The sequence below is a fragment of the Vibrio sp. 811 genome (assembly GCF_033339195.1).
Genome location: NZ_JAWOUB010000014.1, coordinates 65,129 through 85,597 on the forward strand (window position 1 = coordinate 65,129; position 20,469 = coordinate 85,597).

General features: G+C 45.4%; 16 protein-coding genes. 15 read left to right on the forward strand and 1 reads right to left on the reverse strand.

Annotated elements, in window-relative coordinates:
• Positions 1 to 44: 44 nt before the first annotated feature.
• The 10 genes from fabB (at position 45) to purF (ending at position 14,459) form a co-directional block, all read left to right on the forward strand.
• Entirely contained in the window at positions 45 to 1,256 is a 1,212-nt protein-coding gene (gene fabB / locus R7Q46_RS18365; protein ID WP_005380557.1) for a beta-ketoacyl-ACP synthase I, read from the forward strand.
• A gap of 340 nt (positions 1,257 to 1,596) precedes the next feature.
• Positions 1,597 to 2,730 carry a 4-phosphoerythronate dehydrogenase gene (locus R7Q46_RS18370; protein ID WP_005380560.1) on the forward strand — a complete coding sequence of 378 codons (1,134 nt, stop codon included), beginning with the start codon at positions 1,597 to 1,599 and terminating at the stop codon, positions 2,728 to 2,730.
• Positions 2,727 to 3,740, forward strand: coding sequence for an aspartate-semialdehyde dehydrogenase (locus tag R7Q46_RS18375; protein ID WP_005380562.1), 1,014 nt, complete (start codon positions 2,727 to 2,729; stop codon positions 3,738 to 3,740). The genes R7Q46_RS18370 and R7Q46_RS18375 overlap by 4 nt, the downstream gene beginning before the upstream one ends.
• A gap of 197 nt (positions 3,741 to 3,937) precedes the next feature.
• Entirely contained in the window at positions 3,938 to 8,377 is a 4,440-nt protein-coding gene (locus R7Q46_RS18380) for a FimV/HubP family polar landmark protein (RefSeq protein ID WP_318077680.1), read from the forward strand.
• Positions 8,378 to 8,519: 142 nt separating this feature from the next.
• Positions 8,520 to 9,314 carry a tRNA pseudouridine(38-40) synthase TruA gene (gene truA, locus R7Q46_RS18385; RefSeq protein WP_005380566.1) on the forward strand — a complete coding sequence of 265 codons (795 nt, stop codon included), beginning with the start codon at positions 8,520 to 8,522 and terminating at the stop codon, positions 9,312 to 9,314.
• 197 nt (positions 9,315 to 9,511) lie between these two features.
• Entirely contained in the window at positions 9,512 to 10,438 is a 927-nt protein-coding gene (gene accD / locus R7Q46_RS18390) for an acetyl-CoA carboxylase, carboxyltransferase subunit beta (RefSeq protein ID WP_005380583.1), read from the forward strand.
• 46 nt (positions 10,439 to 10,484) lie between these two features.
• A complete protein-coding gene (gene folC, locus R7Q46_RS18395; RefSeq protein ID WP_053349561.1) occupies positions 10,485 to 11,747 on the forward strand; it encodes a bifunctional tetrahydrofolate synthase/dihydrofolate synthase in 1,263 nt (420 codons plus the stop codon).
• A gap of 14 nt (positions 11,748 to 11,761) precedes the next feature.
• A complete protein-coding gene (locus R7Q46_RS18400; protein WP_017820797.1) occupies positions 11,762 to 12,355 on the forward strand; it encodes an SPOR domain-containing protein in 594 nt (197 codons plus the stop codon).
• A 61-nt stretch (positions 12,356 to 12,416) separates the two neighbouring features.
• On the forward strand, positions 12,417 to 12,908 hold the full coding sequence (locus R7Q46_RS18405) for a CvpA family protein (RefSeq protein WP_005380590.1): 492 nt from the start codon (positions 12,417 to 12,419) through the stop codon (positions 12,906 to 12,908).
• Between the two features lie 36 nt (positions 12,909 to 12,944).
• Positions 12,945 to 14,459 carry an amidophosphoribosyltransferase gene (gene purF, locus R7Q46_RS18410; RefSeq protein ID WP_005380592.1) on the forward strand — a complete coding sequence of 505 codons (1,515 nt, stop codon included), beginning with the start codon at positions 12,945 to 12,947 and terminating at the stop codon, positions 14,457 to 14,459.
• A 66-nt stretch (positions 14,460 to 14,525) separates the two neighbouring features.
• On the opposite strand, the gene R7Q46_RS18415 is transcribed toward purF, so the two are convergent.
• Positions 14,526 to 15,401: a LysR family transcriptional regulator gene (locus R7Q46_RS18415; protein WP_005380599.1), complete on the reverse strand. Its 876-nt coding sequence runs from the start codon at positions 15,399 to 15,401 to the stop codon at positions 14,526 to 14,528.
• 289 nt (positions 15,402 to 15,690) lie between these two features.
• Here R7Q46_RS18415 and R7Q46_RS18420 point away from each other — a divergent pair, with 289 nt between their 5' ends.
• From R7Q46_RS18420 to dnaX, 5 genes are all read left to right on the forward strand, one after another.
• Positions 15,691 to 16,797: a response regulator gene (locus R7Q46_RS18420; protein WP_203345859.1), complete on the forward strand. Its 1,107-nt coding sequence runs from the start codon at positions 15,691 to 15,693 to the stop codon at positions 16,795 to 16,797.
• Positions 16,798 to 17,020: 223 nt separating this feature from the next.
• Positions 17,021 to 17,152 (forward strand): hypothetical protein, encoded by a 132-nt coding sequence (locus R7Q46_RS18425; RefSeq protein ID WP_005380608.1) that lies wholly within the window; start codon positions 17,021 to 17,023, stop codon positions 17,150 to 17,152.
• A 33-nt stretch (positions 17,153 to 17,185) separates the two neighbouring features.
• Positions 17,186 to 17,572 carry a YbaN family protein gene (locus R7Q46_RS18430; RefSeq protein ID WP_372584779.1) on the forward strand — a complete coding sequence of 129 codons (387 nt, stop codon included), beginning with the start codon at positions 17,186 to 17,188 and terminating at the stop codon, positions 17,570 to 17,572.
• Positions 17,573 to 17,734: 162 nt separating this feature from the next.
• The gene (apt, locus tag R7Q46_RS18435) at positions 17,735 to 18,280 is read left to right on the forward strand and encodes an adenine phosphoribosyltransferase (RefSeq protein ID WP_005380615.1); all 546 of its coding nucleotides are present in this window, start codon (positions 17,735 to 17,737) and stop codon (positions 18,278 to 18,280) included.
• A gap of 8 nt (positions 18,281 to 18,288) precedes the next feature.
• On the forward strand, positions 18,289 to 20,394 hold the full coding sequence (gene dnaX, locus R7Q46_RS18440; protein WP_213871950.1) for a DNA polymerase III subunit gamma/tau: 2,106 nt from the start codon (positions 18,289 to 18,291) through the stop codon (positions 20,392 to 20,394).
• The last annotated feature ends 75 nt before the right edge of the window (positions 20,395 to 20,469 follow it).

The window sequence follows — 20,469 nt, forward strand, 5'->3', positions numbered from 1 at the left end:
CTTAGTTATCATCTAGCGGATTTTTGAATTATAGGAATGTCATAATGAAACGAGTCGTAATCACCGGTATGGGTATTGTTTCAAGTATCGGTAACAACGTCGAAGAAGTTCTAGCGTCTCTTAAAGCGGGCAAATCTGGCATCACTGCATCTGAGCAGTTCAAAGAACACGGTCTTCGTTCGCAAGTATGGGGTGACCTAAAAATCAACCCGGCGGAACACATCGACCGTAAGCAGATGCGCTTTATGGGTGATGCGGCTGCTTATGCATACCTATCAATGGAGCAGGCAATCGCAGACGCTGGTCTTACAGAAGAGCAGGTTTCAAACGATCGTACCGGTATCGTTGCAGGTTCTGGCGGTGCTTCTGCATACAATCAAACGGTAGCGACAGACACGATGCGCGCCAAAGGCGTAAAGCGAGTTGGTCCTTACATGGTTCCTCGTACTATGTCTTCTACTGTTTCTGCTTGTCTTGCTACGCCATTTAAGATTCGTGGCGTGAACTACTCAATGAGCTCTGCATGTGCAACATCTGCACACTGTATCGGCCATGCTATGGAGCTTATTCAACTAGGCAAACAAGATATTGTTTTTGCTGGTGGCGGCGAAGAGCTAGATTGGTCTCAAACTATGATGTTTGATGCGATGGGCGCACTGTCAACCAAATACAATGACACGCCAGACAAAGCATCTCGTACATACGATGCAGACCGTGACGGTTTTGTTATCTCGGGCGGCGGCGGCATGCTGGTTATTGAAGAACTAGAGCACGCACTGGCACGTGGTGCGAAAATCTACGGTGAAATCGTAGGTTACGGTGCGACATCAGATGGCTACGACATGGTAGCGCCATCAGGTGAAGGCGCAATTCGTTGTATGAAGATGGCGATGCAAGACGTTGATGGTGTGGATTACATCAACACGCACGGCACATCGACACCAGTTGGTGACGTGAAAGAGCTTGGTGCTATCCAACAATTGTTTGGTGAGAACAGCCCTGCAATCTCTGCAACAAAAGCAATGACTGGCCACGCACTCGGCGCAGCGGGCGTGCACGAAGCGATTTACTCAACACTTATGCTAGACAAAAACTTCATTGCTCCAAGCATCAATATTTCAAACTTGGACGAAGCAGCACAAGGTCTGGACATCGTGACAGAAGCACGTGATGCAGAGCTAACGACCGTAATGTCAAACAGCTTTGGCTTTGGCGGCACAAACGCAACTTTGGTTATTAAAAAGTACCAAGGTTAACTGAATTTGTTGGCGCCTTGCGAGAGTACTGTAAACGCCAACAATCCAGTTTCCAGAGCTTGATCAGTCACACTGATCGAACAGACGCAGACTCTATCCCATGGAGAGCGGGATAGGATCCTTTTGTTCTGGAACTTTGCCCGGCTATTTAGCCGGGCTTTTTCTTTTCTCTGTTTCTGCTTTTCTCTAGGCTTCCCGTCAATCGATTCTATAGGAGTTACCTCCTTGAGGTTTATTGGTGTTATATCTTGAGATTTTTCGGGAAAAGGGCACAATCGCTTTAGTTTCGCATCTTGCGAATAAACGAACTCTTACAAATGGATGTTAGAACGCTGGCGCTATGAAAATTATTGTTGATGAAAATATGCCGTATGCTGAAGAGCTATTCAGCCAACTCGGTAACGTAATTCTAAAACCAGGTCGTACACTGACCGCCGATGATTTAGTGGATGTTGATGCCCTAATGATTCGCTCAGTCACCAAAGTGAATGCTGACCTGATCAGCAAAGCAAACAAGCTGAAGTTTGTTGGTACGGCCACGGCAGGCATGGATCATGTTGACCAAGCACTCTTAAAAGAGAAAGGCATTTTCTTCACTGCTGCGCCAGGGTGTAACAAAGTGGGTGTAGCGGAATACGCGTTCAGCGTGATGATGGTGCTCGCTCAGCAACAAGGTTTCTCGGTATTTGACAAGACGGTAGGTATTATTGGTGCAGGCCAAGTAGGTAGCTACCTAGAGAAATGTTTGAAAGGCATGGGTATTAAAGTTCTCATCAATGACCCATTCAAACAAGAGGCTGGTGATCCTCGTAGCTTTACTCCGTTGACAGAACTGATTGAAAGCTCAGACATCATTACACTACATACGCCAATCACCAAAGATGGCCCATACCCAACGCATCATTTGATTGATGAGAAGGTATTAAATGGTCTCCGCAGCGATCAAATTTTGATTAACGCGGCTCGAGGTCCCATCGTTGACAACGCTGCTTTGAAGCAACGTCTTTTGAAAAATGATGGCTTTACAGCGGCACTCGACGTATTTGAATTTGAACCAGAGGTTGATATGGAGCTTCTGCCTCTGCTAGCATTCGCAACCCCTCACGTTGCAGGCTACGGCTTGGAAGGGAAAGCTCGCGGTACAACGATGATTTTCAACAGCTACTGTGAGTTCTTAAATAACGAATTACGTGCGCATGCCAGCGATTTACTGCCAACCGCGCCTGTTCCTACTATGGTATTGGACAGAGCTTGGGACGAAGCAACACTGCATAACATCACGCAGTTAATCTATGATGTGCGTAGAGATGACGCTCTTTTCCGCCGTGAAATCAGTAAGCCAGGCGCTTTTGACCTGATGCGTAAAAACTACTGGGATCGCCGTGAATACAGCGCTGTCACGCTAGTGGGTAACAAAACATGTAACCTTGCTCCATTAGCAGAACTAGGTTTTCAGATTGAGGTAAGTCAATGAGCCAGCAATATAATGTTGCCATTTTAGGTGCGACCGGTGCGGTCGGTGAAACAATTTTGGATGTGCTTCAAGAGCGCAAATTCCCAGTAGGCGAAATCTTCCTACTCGCGAGTGAGCGCAGCGAAGGCAAGACTTACCGCTTCAATGGTAAAACGGTACGCGTTCAAAACGTAGAAGAGTTCGATTGGTCTCAAGCGCATATCGCACTGTTTTCTGCTGGTGGTGAGCTATCAGCCAAGTGGGCTCCAATTGCCGCTGATGAAGGCGTGATTGTTATCGACAATACATCACACTTCCGTTACGAGTACGACATTCCTCTTGTTGTGCCAGAAGTAAACCCAGAAGCGATTGCAGAGTTTCGTAACCGTAACATTATCGCGAACCCGAACTGTTCAACCATCCAAATGCTGGTGGCACTAAAACCAATTCACGATGCGGTGGGCATTGAGCGTATTAACGTATCAACTTACCAATCGGTGTCTGGTGCAGGCAAAGCGGGTATCGATGAGCTAGCAGGTCAAACGGCGAAGCTGCTAAACGGTCTGCCTGCAGACAAGAAGCAATTCTCTCAACAGATCGCGTTTAACTGCATTCCACAAATCGATCAGATGATGGAAAACGGCTACACCAAAGAAGAAATGAAAATGGTGTGGGAAACACAGAAGATCTTTAACGATCCATCAATCACAGTCAATCCAACGTGTGTACGTGTTCCTGTATTCTACGGTCACGCAGAAGCACTTCACATTGAGACTCGTTCACCTATCGATGCACAAGAAGTCGTTAACTTGCTTGAACAAACTGACGGTATCGAAGTGTTCCACGGTGAAGACTTCCCTACACAAGTTCGCGATGCGGGCGGTAAAGACCATGTAATGGTTGGCCGTATCCGTAACGATATCAGCCATCATAGCGGCGTAAACCTGTGGGTTGTTGCTGATAACGTGCGTAAAGGCGCGGCAACTAACGCGGTGCAAATCGCAGAAGTTCTGATCCGCGATTACTACTAAGTCGCTTACAGTTCATTTCAAAGCCTCGCACAGTGCGAGGCTTTTTTGTACGAACGAAACAAAATAGTGTGAGATTAGTACGAATATGGCGAGAGCCACACATTTTTTATTCTCAACGCTATAGTTTTGCATGCGATATCCGATATATTTAACCGATCACCATTTCAAATTGTATCTAGCACAAAACTGAGCCTTCTATGCGTCAAAATTATAAGCGTTTGTTAGCAGCCCTTGTGTTGATGAGCGCGACTCAGACATCATCAGTGGTTCAAGCCGAAGGAATTCGTCTTGTTGGACCGTCTGGTGAAGTGCAATCATCTCCGAGCTATGCTGAAGATATTGAGCGAGCATTACCTGCTCCTCCTGCGAATACTCAACCGTCACGTTTCTTTGGTCCGACTGGTGAAAATCAAACACTATGGTCGATCGCTTCAGAATTACGACCTTCACGCGGTGTTACCGTTCAACAAACGCTTCTTGCCATTTACCGAATTAACCCTCAAGCGTTTGAGAACCAAAACATTCATGAATTGATCCCAGGGAGTCGGCTACGAGTACCTTCTCTAGAGCAAGTGCAAAGCGCGACCACAGCGCAAGCTGTTGCGATTATGAAGGCGCATGAAGCTAAGTTAAAACAGCCGAAGCCGACAAATAGAGCGACGCCAGCACAACGAGTCACCGAGCAACCAAAGCCACAAATTAAAGTAGAACCCAAGCCTGCGGCTAAGCCAGAGACAGTGGCAGCAACGGAGCCAAAACCAACTCCGAAAACAATACCCGTCATCCCTGCGCCACCAGTAACTACCTCTCCGCAGGGTGAAAAGCAGGTCAGTGCGCTAAAGGACAAACTTCAAGGCTCACAAAGTGAATTAGACTCATTAGAAGAGAAGAACCATCGTCTTCGATTGATGCTGTCAGAAGTGCAAAGCGAAGTCGAAACTTTGAAAAGCGAGCTGAATGACGAAGAACGCATTCGCTCAGAAGTCGAGAAGCTGCTTGCTGAAGAACGCCAGCGCCTTGCTGAACAACAACGCATGCAACCAAGCACCATGGACAAAATTTTGTCGAATGGTTGGCTTGTTGGTCTTGCGGCATTAATTCCTGGTGCTTTGATTGCGTTGCTAGTTGTTATGCTTCTTGGTCGACGCTCTAAAGCGAAAGAGGAAGATGCGGCTGCACAGGAACAGCAAAACGTTGATCCTCTTGCGGCGCCAATCGGTTTAGCGGCGGCGGATGAGCTGGATGAAGAGCTCACGCTTGATGATGAATTGTTTGCAGATGAAGATATCAACGCACAGTCTTTAGAAAAAGAGAAGTCAGATTTAGAAGAAGACGTCTTTGCTAACCTCGACGATGAAGAACTTGATTTCAATCTGGAAGGGGACGATGACCCATTTGCAGATATTGGCGATGACGGCGACCTAGATGTTGGTCTGGATGAGTTTGAATCATCGAACAATGGTATCCAAGTCAACGGCGAAGAAAAAGCGCTTGGTTTAGAAGAAATGGAGCGAGCCTTAGATGAGGTTGCTCCAGAACTAGAAGTGCTCGATGACGATGAGTCTGGCTTCGATCTTTCGGATGATACGAATGAGAAATCAGACTTGCTTTCAGACGACGCATTTGCCGAGTTACTTGCAGCCGATGAGCCGTCAGAAGAGTTACCAAGTGACACTGTCGACCAGGATATGCTTGATGACTTGTTTGCTGAACTTGGCAACGATGACTTCGATTTAGATACTGATGAGCCTGAGTTAAAACAGCCCGTTTCGGATGATGACTTTAGTGTAGGAGAGGCATCTGACGACGATATCGATAAGCTATTGGCCCAGTATGAACAACCGGCTAGTGAATCGGAAGTTCGAGAAGCTGACGCCAATGAAGGTCCTGTTCTAGATGAAAACAGTACAGAGCTACTCGATGAACTCATTGATTTTGATGAAGATGACGCAGACGAGTTTGATCCACTAAACGAGCTAGAAGCAATCTCTGGTTTTGAAGGTGATGACTCGATCGAAGAGTTAGACGCAGATAGCACAGACTTACTGGATGAACTCATTGATGATGTTACCTCTGAACTTGATGAAGAGACTGAAGCTGATTTAGATCCGTTTGATGATCTGATTCGAGAGGACGAGAGCCCAGAGCAGAATAAATCGGAAGAGGAAGAGTTACTGAAATCACTTGGTTTTGGTGAATCAGACGCCGACGAAAAGCCATCTCCCGTAGTTGAGTCAGAACAAACTCATGAAGATCAGGACATTGAGTCTGGGTTGGACATCGACGCTTTATTAAGTGAAAACCAGCCAGACACGCAACAAGCTGTAGAAGATCAACCATTAACCGAGCCAGAAGCTACTTCAGAGCCATTTAGCAGCGATGAATTTCTTGGTGATTTAGAGGACCTCTCACCAGAGAATGATCCTTTAATGAGCGAGCTAGACGACCTATTTGAGTCAGACAGTGAAGAGCTTCTGCCAACAGAACAAGAAAAAGCGGATTTTTCTGCTGAACTTGACGCTCTATTTGATAGTGAAGACGATTTACCGCAGCAAGTTGAAAAAACACAAACGGAGATAGAGGAAGCTTCATCACTACAACAAGAGGCTACCGATACTGATTCAACACAAGAACCATCCGTGGAGTCCGATGCTGAGGTACAGCCTCACGTTGAGCGAGAGGAAGACATTCCAGCCTTCACGCCGACACCAAATACAATAGAAAATGAATTCGGTGTTCCACAAGAAGAAGATTGGCTACTGGATGAGCCTGAATTGGAGCCGGAAACTGAGTCGACCAACGATTCAGAAGATGAATTCAATTTTGATGAGCTAGATTTGCCAGAATTCAGTGAAGAAGATGCTCTAGCATCTATGGCTGGCGAACCTGCGTTAGAAACGTCCGAGTCCGTTGAACCAGAACAAATTGAAGCCGACTTGCCAGCTGAGTCCGAAGAAGAGTTCAATTTTGACGAGCTGGATCTTCCAGAATTCAGTGAAGAAGATGCCCTGGCGTCCATGGCTGGCGAACCTGCGTTAGAAACGTCCGAGTCCGTTAAACCAGAGCAAGTCGAAGCTGACTTACCAACCGAGTCCGAAAAAGAGTTCAATTTTGATGAGCTGGATCTTCCTGAGTTTAGTGAAGAAGACGCATTGGCGTCTATGACGGATGAGCCGGAGTTAGAAACGTCCGAGTCTGTTGAGCCAGAACAGGTTGAAGCGGACTTGCCAGCTGAATCAGAAGATGAATTCAATTTTGATGAGCTCGATTTGCCAGAGTTCAGTGAAGAAGATGCACTGGCGTCTATGGCTGGCGAACCTACGTTAGAAACGTCCGAGTCCGTTAAGCCAGAACAAGTTGAAGCCGACTTGTCAGCTGAGTCCGAAGAAGAGTTCAATTTTGACGAGCTGGATCTTCCTGAGTTTAGTGAAGACGACGCATTGGCGTCTATGGCTGGCGAACCTGCGTTAGAAACGCCAGAGTCCGTTAAACCAGAGCAAGCTGAAGCAGATTTGCCAACTGAGTCCGAAGAAGAGTTCAATTTTGATGAGCTCGATTTGCCAGACTTCAGTGAAGAAGATGCACTGGCGTCTATGGCTGGCGAACCTGCGTTAGAAACGTCCGAGTCCGTTGAACTAGAACAAGTTGAAGCCGACTTGTCAGCTGAGTCCGAAGAAGAGTTCAATTTTGATGAGCTCGATTTGCCAGAGTTCAGCGAAGAAGATGCCTTGGCGTCGATGGAAGAAGAGCCAGAATTACCGAGCTCTGAGACTGCAGATATAGAACCAATCTCCGGTGAGGATGAAGAGTTAAGTTTTGACGACCAAGATCTTCCAGAGTTCAATGAGGAAGATGTTCTCGCGTCAATGAACGAGGGTGCGCCAGAGAGCCCTAAGGTTGAAGCAGAGACATCGAGACCAGCTATTCAAGCCGATAACGATCATGATGCTTTGTTTGAAGTATTTGCGCAGCAAAACGGCTTTGATACTGACCCAGAAGTGCAGCCAACAGCGACAGAGGGTGAGCCGCTCAGTAATTTGGATGATGAATCATCAATGGCTAACCTTCTTACGGAAGACGCAAACTCAGAAGTATTTGAAGGTAAACTAGACAGTGACACCATCGCAAGTGCAGGTATGGATTTTGAAACCATGCTTGATGTTGGAGATGATTGGGATGGCTTTAAACCCGCTGCTGATAACGTAAGTTCTACTGAAGAAGTGCCTGAGGACCAGCGTGATGTTTGGAATTCGAGTGATGCACTAAGTCAGCCAGAGATCGCGCAAGAAAACTGGGCAGAGCAAAGCGACTTGGATGACTTCGACCCGAAGAAAAATCAATTTATGACGATTGATGAATTGATGGCTCAGGTCGACAGAGAAGGTGGTGAGTTCGAAGAAGAAGACCTTAAGCTCGATGTCGGATTGAACGAGTTTCCAGATGTTATCGGCGAGATCGGCGATATTGACGTAGATAACAATGCTGAAGCGGCTGGGAAACTGGATTTGGCTAAAATCTATCTCGAGATGAACGATTCTCAAGGGGCGATTAAACTACTAGAAGAGGCGATTGTTTACGGTGAGGATGATATTCGCCGCGAAGCAAAAAGCCTGATTGACGCCATTAATGGCCGATAAACCGAAACAAAAGGGTAGCGTTTGCTACCCTTTTTGTGTCCCGTTAGTAGGATGCTACCTTTATGTCATCCTTGGTGAAACTGGCAACTTGAGGTGACTTGAGTATATACTTCCCGCCCCATTTTAGAGTTCGAAGGTTAAGATGAGAATCGCATTAGGTATCGAGTACAACGGTACAAACTACTTTGGTTGGCAGCGCCAAAGAGAAGTGAAAAGTGTCCAAGAAGAGCTAGAGAAAGCATTGTCCGTCGTCGCTAATCACCCAGTTGAAGTTCAGTGTGCTGGTCGGACAGACGCAGGCGTGCATGGCACGGGACAAGTTGTGCACTTTGATACCAACGTTACTCGAAAAATGGTAGCTTGGACCATGGGCGCAAACGCGAACATGCCAAGCGATATAGCGGTTCGTTGGGCTAAGGAAGTTTCAGATGATTTCCATGCAAGATTCTCAGCGACAGCGCGCCGTTATCGTTACATTATTTTCAATCATGCTTTACGTCCAGGCATCTTAAACTCGGGGGTTAGTCACTATCATGGTGAGCTCGACGAGAAAAAAATGCATGAAGCAGGGCAGTTCCTACTTGGCGAAAATGATTTTACGTCGTTTCGCGCGGCGCATTGTCAGTCTCGCAGCCCATTTCGAAACTTGATGCATCTGAACGTTACGCGCCATGGGAACTATGTGGTTATTGATATTAAAGCTAATGCGTTCGTGCATCATATGGTTCGTAATATCACGGGTAGCTTGATAAAAGTTGGACGTGGCGAAGAGAGTCCTGAATGGATCAAGTGGTTATTAGAAGCCAAAGATCGCAAACTAGCGGGTGCGACAGCGAAAGCGGAAGGTCTGTACCTGGTAGATGTAGACTACCCAGAAGAGTTTGGGTTACCTGAAGTGCCGATCGGTCCACTGTTTTTACCAGATAATTTGAACTAATTTTACAAACTTATTTCAAAATATCGGTAGTGTTTACATTGAATGTGAACGGAAAACATACGCTATTTACGATATCAAAAATAGGTACAACCAGTTTTTTATCTACAGTAGCTGCAAGATATGGTTTAATCCGTCGGTATTATGTCGAATTTATATCTTTCGCAATGAAGCGGAAGAGTTGAGAGAAAAGGTCTTCCATGAGTTGGCTTGAAAAGATTTTAGAGAAAAGCAATCTAGTAAGTTCACGCAAAGCTTCTATCCCAGAAGGTGTGTGGACTAAATGTACCTCTTGTGAACAGGTTTTATACCATGCTGAACTAGAGCGTAACTTAGAAGTTTGTCCAAAGTGTAACCATCACATGCGTATGAAAGCGCGTCGTCGTTTGGAAACATTTTTAGATGAAGGTAATCGAGTTGAATTAGGTTCTGAACTTGAGCCACAGGATAAACTGAAATTTAAAGATTCTAAGCGATACAAAGAGCGTATCTCTGCTGCACAAAAAAATAGCGGTGAGAAAGATGCGCTAGTTGTGATGCAGGGTGAATTGCTTGGTCTGCCGCTTGTGGCGTGTGCGTTTGAATTCTCCTTTATGGGTGGTTCAATGGGTTCAGTCGTTGGTGCTCGCTTTGTGAAAGCAGTGGATGCAGCCATTGAAAATAACTGTGCGCTTGTTTGTTTCTCAGCAAGTGGTGGTGCTCGTATGCAAGAGGCTTTAATGTCTCTTATGCAAATGGCAAAAACCAGTGCTGCGCTTGAGCGTTTATCAGAAAAAGGTCTGCCGTTTATTTCTGTTCTAACTGACCCTACAATGGGTGGTGTATCAGCAAGTTTGGCTATGTTGGGTGATATCAACATCGGTGAACCTAAGGCCCTCATTGGCTTTGCTGGTCGTCGTGTAATCGAGCAAACTGTACGTGAAGATCTTCCTGAAGGTTTCCAGCGTAGTGAGTTCCTACTTGATCACGGTGCTATTGATATGATCGTTGACCGTCGTGAAATGCGTCAGCGTGTGGGTGGTCTTATCGCTAAGATGACTAACCACAAGTCTCCTTTGGTGGTTTCGGTTAACGAATCTCCAAATGAAGAGCCATATTCTGTACCAGAAGCGGACGAAAAAGGGTAAAGTATCAACTAACATAAAAACCAAAGAATTTAATGGTTAAAGTTAGATGACCCAAAACCCAACTCCTCAAGCCACATCTTCATTAGAGATGTGGCTTGATTATTTAGCAAATATTCATTCCTCAGCAATTGATCTAGGCTTAGACCGTGTCCAAGCGGTAGCAAACAAAGCCAATCTTACCAAACCAGCTCCAACCGTAATCACCGTTGCCGGAACCAATGGCAAAGGCTCAACGTGTGCGTTAATGGAAGCCATTTTACTTGATGCTGGCTATTCAGTCGGTGTTTACAGTTCTCCGCACCTGATTCGTTACAACGAGCGTGTACGCATTAATGGCGTCGATGTTGTAGATGCAAAGCACTGTGAAGCATTCGATTATGTAGAAAAGCAGCGTGGTGATATTAGCCTTAGCCTCTTTGAATTCGGTACACTTGCTGCGCTACGTATTTTCCAAGTAGAGAAAGTTGACGTTGTCTTACTTGAAGTAGGACTTGGCGGTCGTCTAGACGCCACTAACGTTGTTGACCATGATGTTTCTGTTATTACGAGCTTAGCGATCGATCATGTGGATTGGCTTGGTGATGACATCAATGTTATTGGCTTTGAAAAAGCGGGCATTTACCGTTCAGGGAAGCCAGCAATTTGTGGTCAACCAACGCCACCAGCGACCGTGGCGGCTCATGCTGACGATATTGGTTCTGAGTTCTTCCAAGTAGGTATTCAGTACGATTACCAACTAACTGATAATGGTTGGAAATGGAGCAGTGGGGCATTTGAGTTAGAGGATTTACCAATCCCATCGCTACCATTACAAAATGCAGCCACTGCACTGATGGCACTAGGGGCTTCGGAATTGCAAATCACTGACATAAATATTGTCAATGGCTTGAATAATGCTCGTTTGGCGGGGCGTATGCAGGTACTGCATCACGAACCTGAAATAGTCCTTGATGTCGCTCATAACCCGCACTCTGCTGAGTATTTGGTAGAGAGAGTGAAGCAACAATATCTGGGTAAGAATATCCATATTGTGGTTGCAATGCTGCATGACAAGGACATTAAAGCAACCATTGAAGCTCTAACTCCAGTTGCAACACAATGGTATCCAGCGTCGCTTACTGGACCGAGAGCGGCGACCGCTGATGAATTGTGCCAATACTTACCTGATGGGCAAGTTCATTTTGAAAACCCTGTTGACGCCTTCGAGAGTGCGAGAAGCCACGCAAAGACAGGAGACGTTATTCTGGTGGTTGGCTCATTCCATACCGTCGGAGAGGTATTGGAACATTGGCAATCAAATAATAAATAAGTAAAGGTATTTTGATGGCAAGTAAATTCCAAAGTCGTTTAGTCGGCACCATCATTCTAGTCGCAGTCGGAGTCATTGTTCTTCCCGATGTGCTAGATGGTAAGAAACTGCACTACAAAGAAGAATTTGCCAGTATTCCTATCAAACCAGAACTTGATAGTGATGTGGAAAACTTCGAAATATTAGAGCCAGTGGAAGACGACATTACGTTACCGGATTCTCCGGTTGAAGCTGTAGTGCAAGAACGTGAGGATGCTCAAGTAGCCGTTTCTGAGCCCGAGCCAGCGCCAACATCTAAACCTGAGGTCATCAAACAACCAGAGCAAGTTGAGGTCGTCACTCGTCCTGTTCAAGAGAAAAATCAATATGAAGATTCAGCTTGGATCATTCAGTTGATGGCACTTAAGAATCACGAAAATGCTGTCGCGCTTGTCGCGGATTTGCAAAAGCGTGGTTATCAAGCTCACACAAAGAAAGAAAACGAGTTTACGAGAGTGATTGTTGGCCCTGATGTGTCAAAAAGTAAACTTGAACGACAAGTTCAAGAATTACAAAAAATTACAGGTTCAAAAGGTCAATTGCTTAAATTTAAGCCATTAAATCCATAAGAAAACGTTTGCGTCAGCATTTTTTCTGTTAAAATGCGCGCCAACTTAAGATGAAGAAAAGATGAATTGGATAGATTTTATCATTTTAGGTGTGATCGGATTTTCAGCTCTGATCAGTTTAGTTCGCGGTTTTGCTAAAGAAGCTTTGTCTTTGGTGATTTGGTTCGGAGCGTTTTTTATCTCCAGTAATTACTATGCCAAATTGGCGGTGTACTTCACCAACATCGAAGATGATATGTTTCGTAACGGAGCGGCGATTGCGGCGTTATTTGTCGCAACCTTGGTAGTTGGTGCAGTGGTGAATTACGTCATTGGTCAACTGGTACAAAAAACAGGGCTATCAGGTACGGACCGAATTCTCGGGATTGTATTTGGTGGTCTACGCGGAGTCTTAATTGTTTCTGCGGTGCTGTTTTTTATGGATGCGTTTACTGCATTCCCAAGCTCGGATTGGTGGAAAGATTCACAGTTGATCCCTGAGTTCAGCCGTATCATCGCCCCATTCTTCGAGCATTTACAAGCAACATCAAGTTTTCTGTCTGGCACTATCTAGTAGTGCCAGCTACTGTCGCAAATCGAGGATTAGGACATGTGTGGTATTGTTGGAATCGTGGGCACAACGCCTGTAAACCAGTCTATTTATGACGCGTTAACGGTGTTACAGCATCGTGGCCAAGATGCCGCTGGTATTTGTACCATAGAAAGCAATCGTTTTCGTCTACGTAAGGCGAACGGTTTAGTCAAGGATGTATTTGAAGCAAGACACATGCAACGCCTGCAAGGCGAGGTCGGAATTGGTCATGTTCGTTACCCTACAGCAGGCAGTTCAAGCGCTTCAGAAGCTCAACCTTTCTACGTAAACTCTCCTTTCGGTATTACACTTGCCCACAACGGTAATTTGACTAACGCTAACGAAGTTCGTCAGAAGCTGTTTGAAAAAGATCGCCGTCATATCAATACCACTTCAGACTCTGAAGTATTACTAAATGTACTGGCGCACGAAATTGACTCAGTAAAAGGAAATGTCACGACCGAAGACGTATTCCGCGCAGTCACCAATGTTCATCGCACAATTCGCGGTGCTTATGCTGTGACCGCCATGATCATTGGTCATGGTATGATTGCATTTCGTGACCCACACGGTATTCGCCCGCTCTGTTTAGGTAAGCGTGAAGTTAACGGCAGAGCAGAGTACATGGTTGCGTCTGAATCGGTGGCATTGGATGCGGTCGGTTTTGATTTCGTCCGTGATGTTGCACCTGGTGAAGCGATTTACGCAACGTTTGACGGTGAGCTTTACACGAAGCAGTGTGCAGATAATCCTAAGCTGAACCCTTGTATTTTCGAGTTCGTGTACTTTGCTCGTCCAGATTCGTTCATCGATAAAATTTCGGTATACAGTGCTCGCGTTGAAATGGGTAAAAAGCTGGGCGAACGTATTCGTGAAGATTACGCAAACCTTGATATCGATGTTGTCATTCCTATCCCTGAAACGTCTTGCGACATTGCACTGCAAATCGCTCAAGCGATCGATATCCCTTATCGCCAGGGTTTCGTGAAAAACCGTTATGTTGGACGTACGTTTATCATGCCTGGCCAGCAACAACGTAAGAAATCAGTACGCCGCAAGTTGAATGCTATTCGTTCGGAATTCAAAGGTAAGAATGTGTTGCTGGTGGATGACTCTATTGTTCGAGGTACAACGTCAGAGCAGATTATTGAGATGGCTCGTGATTCTGGTGCCAAGAAAGTGTACATGGTCTCAGCGGCTCCTGAAGTTCGTTTCCCGAACGTATACGGCATTGATATGCCAAGTGCTACAGAGCTTATTGCCCATGGCCGTGACAACGATACAATTTGTAAGCAGATTGGTGCCGATGCGCTTATTTATCAACGTCTAGAAGATTTGGTAGAGGCGGTAGGTCTTGGAAACCAAGATATTACTCAGTTCGATACATCCGTGTTTAACGGCGAATACGTAACGGGTGATATTGACCAACAATACCTAGATTTTTTAGATGGTCTTCGTAATGATGATGCGAAAACACAACTTGAAATCCAACAGGATTTAGCAAATCTAGAGCTTCATAACGAAGGCGCATAGGATGCGCTTTCTTAAGTCGTAAAAAAACCAGAGCTTTGGCTCTGGTTTTTTGTTTTCGCTATCTAGTTAGTGAATGTTATAAGCGATCACAAAGTCAATAAAGAGGCGAACTTTCTCTGGCAGGTGGTCTTTGTGGTTGTAAAGCATATAAATGTCGCGCGGGTTTGCACTCCAATCTGGCAGTATGCGTACCAAATCGCCGCTCTCGATGTACTCTTTGATCATGACATCTGGCATTAGTGTGATGCCTAAACCTTCGGAACAAGCACTGCGCACCACATTGAGCGCGTTTGCTTGAAAACGACCACGATCAACATTCACCACAGACTCGCCTTTGCTATTAATTAAGGTCCACTTAATAAGCGGGTACCCTTTTAGCAATGAATGGTTAGAGAGCTCTTCTGCATGATGTGGCGCAGGATTCGAGGTTAGATAGTCAGGGCTTGCAACGAGAATATCCTTCACTTCGCCAATCTTACGCGCGATGAGGCTAGAGTCGCGTTGAGGTCCCACTCGAAAAATTACATCCCATTCAGTAGGGTCAAGCTTGTCCGCATTATTCTCTGTCGTTAGCTCAATGTTGATGTCCGGGTACTGCTTCATAAAGCTGTTGAACATCGGCATCATCATTCGTTTAGTTAAGTTGTAAGGCGCGGATATCTTAATCTTGCCGGATGCTCCTCGGCAGTCGTCAGTGATTTCCTCTGCTGCGGTTGTTAGCCTTTGTAGTAAAGGAGAGCACTCATGGTAAAAACGTTCCCCTGCTTCAGTGAGCGAAAGTTTGCGAGCATGACGGTTCAATAGTCGAAGATTGACAGAGTCTTCTAGCGCTTGAATGCGTCGGGTGATGGTCGCAACCGGGATCATGGTTTTTCGCGAAGTTGCGGTGTAGCTCCCATTTTCGACAACCAGTCGAAACAGGTTTAAGTCATCTAATTTCATATTTCCAGACACATTAAATTACCGATTACGGTTAATTTATAATTAACTTTGTGATCAAAGCTTGCTTTAAGTCAACATGTTGCATCATTTGAACACAGCAACCCTGTTTGAGTAAATACTGTTATACGCCGTAATATTTGTATTAATGCAGTTTCCGAGCTAAGTTTTATAACAAGGCAAAGCGGCCTCAGGTCTTGCTGTGACACGTTTTGCTGGAAGTAAACACAACAAAAATAATGACTTAATAATAAATCTGTTTTTTTGACTGAGCTTTGTGAGGGATAAAGGTATGTTTAAGACTCACAGTCAAACGGCAATGGTCTCGGCACAGGAAGTGATTAATCAAAAACTAATAATGTTGGTGGACGATGATCCAATATTTCGTAAAGTAACCAATGCCTATTTAGAAAGTCAGGGTTTTAAAGTAGTAGAAGCAGAAAACGGCCTAGAAGCGCTTCAACAACTCAGGGAATGCCAACCCGATCTTATCTTATGTGATTTATCGATGCCGGTCTTAGATGGTATCGAGTTCGTCGAAGAAGTTAGTCTCGAATACCCATATATGCCGCTTATCGTGGTATCAGGCACGGATGAAATGTCCGATGTCGCGAAAGCGTTGCGATTTGGTATTAAAGATTTTCTTCCTAAACCGATAGGTAATTATGAGCACCTATCTCAGGCGATAGAGAATACGCTAGAAGATACCGATAGCCACTTCTCAGAACAACGTGACTTTTCAAGTCAGTGGTTCAGGGTTGATGATGGTGGTGAAATCCCAGATGAACAAGAGCTGTATTGGCATCTGGAATATTTACAACAGAATCCGAGTGCGGCAAGAGATTTACTGCAAGCGCTATTGCCAGAGAAGGATGCTGCTCAGGGAGATTGGCGCTGCTCGTACCGTTTATTGCAATCGACGGATGTGATGCCCTTGGTTTTCGATTATCGTTGGTTAATGAATGGTCAATTTGCGTTTTATCTCGTTGATTCTGCTTCCCAAGCTAATGATGGAGTTGCGACGACATTGCTCGTTAGGGCATTGTTTGACGACTATCTCCGTAACTTGAAAAGTTTCAGTGCTGATCTTAAGGACATGGTAGGGATCATTGAAAAAGGAATTGAGTGTTCGGAGTGTGCGGGTGCAGTCAATGCTGTGTTTGGTGTCGCCGACCTCGCTTCATCCTCGGTCTCTATATTGCCTGCGGGTTTAGATAGCCATTGGTCTGACGGAAATATGAATCAACACATCGCAGCAGGTAACCGTTTAGGGGGAGGAAGTATGAAAAACTTCATCACCCGCGATTTACCGCTTAGTGTTGCAGGACAGTTGTCTATCGGGTGTTTAGGTTCTTCAAGTTTTAGTTTAAGTATTACCCGGAAATCCCGACTAGTATAATTATGACTTGCAAACCAATAAGCAGCGTCCTTACGCTGCTTATTATCTTTTTAGAACCACCAAAACAACATACGTTTAGTTTAATAACCTTACTTTTTACTGGTGTTTAGATTTGGCTGTTTAATGTATAGTCAGCGCTTAAAACAATAATGACCCATTTGTGCAACGATAATTTAACGCTGTGCCTTGGGAGAAGCAAAGTCAACTAGTGAGAAGACACATCATGGCAGACAAAGATTTTAAAGAGCCTTATAATATTTTTTACTTTTTAGGTTTTATTGCAGTTCTTTTGATCCCAACACTTCCTGCAACGCTAACCTGGCTTCGTGTAATGAATGGTTACGCAGGCTTTTAATCTAGCTATTTTGTACCGGAGTTCACCATTCGTATTAAGCGTTACTTTTTCAATACTGTTGGTGGACTCTGTATTGTGCTCGGCATAGCCGGCATAGCCCTTCCACTTTTACCCACCACACCTTTTATTTTGCTTGCTAGCGCATGTTTTATGCGTGGTAGCCCCGCATTTCATCAATGGTTACATAACCACAAAACGTTTGGACCCATTCTCGACAATTGGCATAAGCATCGGGCTGTTACTTCAAAAGTAAAAAAGCGTGGTGCGATTTTTATTGCGCTTAGTTTCATGGTTTCAATCGTTGTTGTCCCCCTCGTTTGGGCAAAAATTGGTCTTTTAGTGATGCTAATCGTTTTACTCAGCTGGTTTATGCGTCTGCCTGTGATTGAGTTGGTTGCTGACCGAGAAGAAAATCACTAAGATTGTAGAGAATAGTGTGCCCGCTCTTCGAGTGGGCGTTTGTATTTTCAGCGCCTGTGACTTTTACGAAAATAAGCACATAGTGGTGAAAACCTATTGTTCGTTGCCCTCGTGATACTGCGATTAGAGAGGGCGATGAGCCAATCTAAGTAAATCGGTATTATGACTACAGAAACAATTTCACTGATCAAATCTAGCATCAAAAGCATCCAAGACTACCCAAAGCCAGGCATTCTATTTCGTGATGTGACGAGCCTTCTTGAAGACGCGAAAGCATACCAAGCGACGATCAACTTACTTGTTGAACGTTACAAAGATATGGGCTTTACCAAGGTTGTGGGTACGGAAGCTCGTGGCTTTCTATTTGGCGCGCCTTTAGCGCTTGAGCTAGGTGTTGGTTTTGTACCAGTGCGTAAACCAGGCAAGCTACCACGCCCTACTGTTGCTCAATCTTATGAGCTTGAATACGGCGTTGATACACTAGAAATCCATACAGATGCCATCGTTGAAGGCGACAAAGTACTGGTTGTCGACGATTTATTGGCAACGGGCGGTACTATTGAAGCGACGACTAAGCTGATTCGCCAACTGGGTGGTGAAGTTGAGCACGCTGCGTTCGTTATCAACCTACCAGAAATCGGTGGCGATAAACGTTTAGAAGCACTAGGTCTAAACGTGTACAGCATCTGCGATTTTGAAGGACATTAATACATTCAATGAGTTATTTAGCTTTAGCGCGAAAATGGCGTCCTAATCAGTTTGACCAAGTTGTCGGACAAAAACATGTCCTGACGGCGTTGGAAAACGCACTGGCGCAAAACCGTTTACACCATGCTTATCTGTTCAGCGGGACTCGTGGTGTGGGTAAAACGAGTATCGGTAGGCTGTTTGCCAAAGGCTTGAACTGCGAAACCGGCATTACCGCGACACCTTGTGGTAAGTGTGATACTTGTCGTGAAATTGATGAAGGTCGCTTTGTCGATCTTCTTGAAATCGACGCAGCATCACGTACTAAAGTTGAAGACACTCGTGAACTGTTAGACAACGTTCAATACAAACCTGCTCGTGGACGTTTTAAAGTGTACCTCATCGATGAGGTGCACATGCTATCGCGTCACTCTTTCAATGCGTTGTTGAAAACCCTGGAAGAGCCGCCAGAGTATGTGAAGTTCTTACTCGCAACAACTGATCCACAAAAGCTGCCTGTCACTATATTGTCGCGTTGTCTTCAGTTTCATCTGAAACCAATCAGCGTTGATGAGATTCACCAGCAACTTGATTACATCCTAGGTCAAGAGCAAGTTTCAGCAGAGCCAAAAGCGTTGGGTATGATCTCACATGCTGCAGATGGCAGTATGCGTGATGCTCTTAGCTTGACTGATCAAGCAATTGCTTTAGGTAACGGTGCGGTGCAAGCCGATATTGTCAGCCACATGTTGGGGACGATTGATACCGACCAAGCGATTCACTTACTAGAGTCAATCAGCAGCAAGCAACCTCAACAAGCCATGGATAAAATCCAGCAATTAGCAGCAAATGGTGTTGAGTGGGATGGTTTGTTGCAGCAAGTCGCAACACAGCTTCATCGAATTGCGATGTATCAAGCGCTGCCAGCGTCGCTAGACCGAGCGCAGCCAGATGCAGAAAGAATCGAGTTGTTGAGTAAAGCACTAAGTCCGCAAGACGTTCAGCTTTACTACCAAATTGCATTGAAAGGTCGTGAAGATTTGACTCTCTCGCCAAATGGGCGAGTCGGTCTGGAAATGATTGTGCTGCGTATGATGGCGTTCCGCCCATCAAGTAACAGTGGGGCAAATGTTGTTTCCAGTAACTGCGAATCAGCTTCAGCCCCAGTTCAAAGTGCCAGTCAATCAAAGACTGCACCAGCTCGGACAGTAGCAGCTCCTCGAGCTCAGCAGCCGAGTCCAGCACAAAGCTCACCACAAGTGGCGCCTCAACCTTCATCCAATTCACAACCTGAATATCACGCGAGTGGATATGAGACGGTTCCGCCACAGTATGATATGGCGCCGCCGATGAGCGAAAACCCTGCACCGCAACATGAAACGCCACCTCAACAAGTGCAAGAGAGCGTTTCAACACCGGCGCGCGGTGGTCTAAGCGGTTTACGTCACCAATTACGTTCTCAGCGTCAAGGCCTACAACAGAACACTCCTCAAAATGGTGGCTCAAAAAAGCCTAAAGCGGCATCTGCACAACCAGAATCGGTTATCGACCGAGTAGCGCAATTGCATGGCAATTCCGCGCAGGTGTCGCCAAACTCAGCTCCGAAGTCGACGGAGCCACAAGTTGAGGAAGCGTATCGCTGGCGTCCAAGCAAGCCTGTTGAGACAAAAGTAAATACAAAACTGACACCTACGCAGCTCAAGCAGGCACTTGAGCATGAGAAAACGCCTGAAATGGCACAAAAGCTCATCGATGAGTCATTAGAACATAATGAATGGGCGAAGCTAATCAGCTTAATGGAGATCCCTAAGCTGGTAGAGCAACTTGCGCTAAACTCTCATTATAGTAAGGAAGGAACAACCGTTTCGTTACTATTGAGAAGCAGCCAAGCTCATTTGAATACTGATAGAGCTCAAGCCGAATTGCTTAAAGCACTTAATACCGTGTTGGGTGAAGAGTGCCACATGAGCATCGAAATAGGGGAGAGTGGAGAAACACCACTTGAACTGAGAGATAGGCTCTACCAAGAGAAATTACAGCAAGCGCTGAACAGTTTAGAAAACGATCCAAATGTTCAATTTATTGAACGTCGTTTTGCTGCAGAGCTTGATAAAGATAGTGTGCGCCCTATCTAATAATCGAATGGAATGGGGTTGAAAACCCAAAGGTATAACCCCATTAATTGATGCAACACCTCATTAAACCAGAGA

What these genes read in the sequence shown, in the direction of transcription:
- R7Q46_RS18425 (WP_005380608.1), top strand. Translation starts at nt 17,021, where the DNA reads ATGGCAGACAAAGATTTTAAAGAGCCTTATAATATTTTTTACTTTTTA.
- R7Q46_RS18415 (WP_005380599.1), bottom strand. Translation starts at nt 15,401, where the DNA reads ATGAAATTAGATGACTTAAACCTGTTTCGACTGGTTGTCGAAAATGGG.
- purF (WP_005380592.1), top strand. Translation starts at nt 12,945, where the DNA reads ATGTGTGGTATTGTTGGAATCGTGGGCACAACGCCTGTAAACCAGTCT.
- dnaX (WP_213871950.1), top strand. Translation starts at nt 18,289, where the DNA reads ATGAGTTATTTAGCTTTAGCGCGAAAATGGCGTCCTAATCAGTTTGAC.
- accD (WP_005380583.1), top strand. Translation starts at nt 9,512, where the DNA reads ATGAGTTGGCTTGAAAAGATTTTAGAGAAAAGCAATCTAGTAAGTTCA.
- R7Q46_RS18420 (WP_203345859.1), top strand. Translation starts at nt 15,691, where the DNA reads ATGTTTAAGACTCACAGTCAAACGGCAATGGTCTCGGCACAGGAAGTG.
- R7Q46_RS18400 (WP_017820797.1), top strand. Translation starts at nt 11,762, where the DNA reads ATGGCAAGTAAATTCCAAAGTCGTTTAGTCGGCACCATCATTCTAGTC.
- fabB (WP_005380557.1), top strand. Translation starts at nt 45, where the DNA reads ATGAAACGAGTCGTAATCACCGGTATGGGTATTGTTTCAAGTATCGGT.
- R7Q46_RS18375 (WP_005380562.1), top strand. Translation starts at nt 2,727, where the DNA reads ATGAGCCAGCAATATAATGTTGCCATTTTAGGTGCGACCGGTGCGGTC.
- folC (WP_053349561.1), top strand. Translation starts at nt 10,485, where the DNA reads ATGACCCAAAACCCAACTCCTCAAGCCACATCTTCATTAGAGATGTGG.
- R7Q46_RS18380 (WP_318077680.1), top strand. Translation starts at nt 3,938, where the DNA reads ATGCGTCAAAATTATAAGCGTTTGTTAGCAGCCCTTGTGTTGATGAGC.
- apt (WP_005380615.1), top strand. Translation starts at nt 17,735, where the DNA reads ATGACTACAGAAACAATTTCACTGATCAAATCTAGCATCAAAAGCATC.
- truA (WP_005380566.1), top strand. Translation starts at nt 8,520, where the DNA reads ATGAGAATCGCATTAGGTATCGAGTACAACGGTACAAACTACTTTGGT.
- R7Q46_RS18405 (WP_005380590.1), top strand. Translation starts at nt 12,417, where the DNA reads ATGAATTGGATAGATTTTATCATTTTAGGTGTGATCGGATTTTCAGCT.
- R7Q46_RS18370 (WP_005380560.1), top strand. Translation starts at nt 1,597, where the DNA reads ATGAAAATTATTGTTGATGAAAATATGCCGTATGCTGAAGAGCTATTC.